This window comes from Chitinophaga sp. (assembly GCF_036566945.1).
Lineage (GTDB): Bacteria > Bacteroidota > Bacteroidia > Chitinophagales > Chitinophagaceae > Chitinophaga.
This window is the reverse complement of record NZ_DATCVJ010000315.1, coordinates 1-1,906: the sequence shown is the minus strand read 5'-3', so window position 1 is coordinate 1,906 and position 1,906 is coordinate 1. Positions and strand designations below refer to the sequence as shown.

General features: G+C 46.2%; 1 protein-coding gene and 1 pseudogene. Both read right to left on the bottom strand.

The features are described 5' to 3' along the window. Nucleotides 1–1,355, bottom strand: a 1,355-nt coding sequence (locus VIP81_RS09325) for a RagB/SusD family nutrient uptake outer membrane protein (protein ID WP_331958899.1), incomplete at its 3' end; no start/stop codon positions are given. Nucleotides 1,356–1,392: 37 nt separating this feature from the next. Then, nucleotides 1,393–1,906 (bottom strand): annotated as a pseudogene (locus tag VIP81_RS09320) (hypothetical protein); the annotation flags it as partial.

Genomic DNA, 1,906 nt, shown 5'->3' with positions numbered 1-1,906 from the left:
GTTCTGATGGCATCAGACGGAATCGGATACAGCGTATCGGTAGACTGCCAGTTGGCGCCTTTAACAGGTGCCAGCACAGCGTCTGATCTTTTGGTACGTTTCAGGTCAAACCAGCGATGGCCCCACTCTGCAAACAATTCCACTTTGCGCTCCTGCTCTACTGCCAGCAGCAATGCAGGCTGTGTCAGGGAAGTGGAAAGGTCTTTCAGACCCGCACGTTCGCGAATAGCATCCAGATCATCACGTCCGTCGGAAAGTTTACCCTGCTGAATGCGGGCTTCTGCACGAATAAGATATTGTTCTGCTGTACGCATTACCATAGAATATTCTGTTACAGTACCACCAGCGTTCAGCCTTACTTTATACTTATAAGGGAAGTAATAAGTAGCGCCGGTAGTTGTAGTTCTGAAACCGGTCCAGTTAGTGAGACGAAGATCACCTGGTTCAAATTTGCGGATCAGCTGCAAAGTATCCAGTCTGAATAAAGCGGTAGCAGTAGGAGATGGCGGTGTAGATGTAAAGCCTTCCCAGGTATTACGGCCACCACTCACATTCACCGGCTCCAGTTGCCAGATCGCTTCCTGGCTATTGGCAAGAAATACCGAATTCAGGTCTTTCACCAGTGAATAACGGCTATCGTTGATCACCAGCGAGGCAGTAGCTTCTGCGTCCGCCCATTGCTGGTTGTATAAGTAAGTCCGGGCCAGCAAAGCGTTGGCTGCAGCCTTATTGGGACGTAAACGCTGACCTGTGGGATAATCATCTCCCATAAGTTGCACGGCCTGTTTCAGGTTGGTGATCATCGTATCATATACCTCTGAACGCAGTGCACGCGGCTTTACGCCATTGATCTTATAATCCGTGCCAGTAATCAGAGGTACATCTCCATACATATTTACCAGGTAGAAATAGAGGAAAGAACGGGTAAAGTAAGCCTCTCCCAATAACTGATTTTTCACGGAGGTACTTAACCCGGTAGCAGCGGAAAGTCCTTCTATGCAGGCATTCGTTTGATAGATGTAACTGTATACCGAAGCAAACATTCGTGTTGGAAATGTACTGCTGGGCAGCAACCTGTTTTCGTGAAACACGTCATAGTCTGCATACCCTGTATAGTAATACATTTCATCTGCCTGCATGCCCGACAGATAGCTGACCAGCACATTGGCAAACTGATAATTATAGGCATTCATTTCACTGTACAAGCCAGTTACTGCTGCTGTTGCCGTTTTATCATCTGTAAAAACAAGACCCGATACCAGTTCATTCTTTGGTAAAGGCGTTTCTACATACTTGTTGCAGGCACTGGCACTCAGCAACATCAGGCCGGCTAAAAATATATGAATACGTTTCATGTTAATTCTTTTATTATCTGCTGAACAGGAATATTTTTTATAACCCAAACTGTAATCCTATCACGTATGACTTCAATGGCGGCATTCTCATACCCTGCGTTTCAGGGTCCAGGCCATTGTAGTTAGTGAAGGTGAGCAGGTTTTGCGCTAACCCGTATACACTCACATTATTCAACTTCCATTTCTTTGTATACTTCGACAGGTCATATTTCAGGGAAACATTTTTCAGTCGGATGTAAGAAGCATCACCCCAGTTGGCGGTAGAAAGACTGTAATTTCTAAAGTCTGCCGTACCTGCGCTGGCGCTGGCAGCGGGAACAGACGTGATATCGCCACTATTTTTCCAACGATCCAATGCACTTACGTCCTGGTTAGCCAATGTGCCAATGCCGGGTACACCGTAGCCATAGTTAATGCCAGGTCCTTCCTGTTTTACAAATTGGAACAGGAAATCAAAACTCAGTCCTTTCCAGGTAAATGAGTTCTGTAAACCTCCGTAGAAGCGGGGATCCCTGTTGCCTAAAACTACATAGTCATCAAATTCAGCAGGT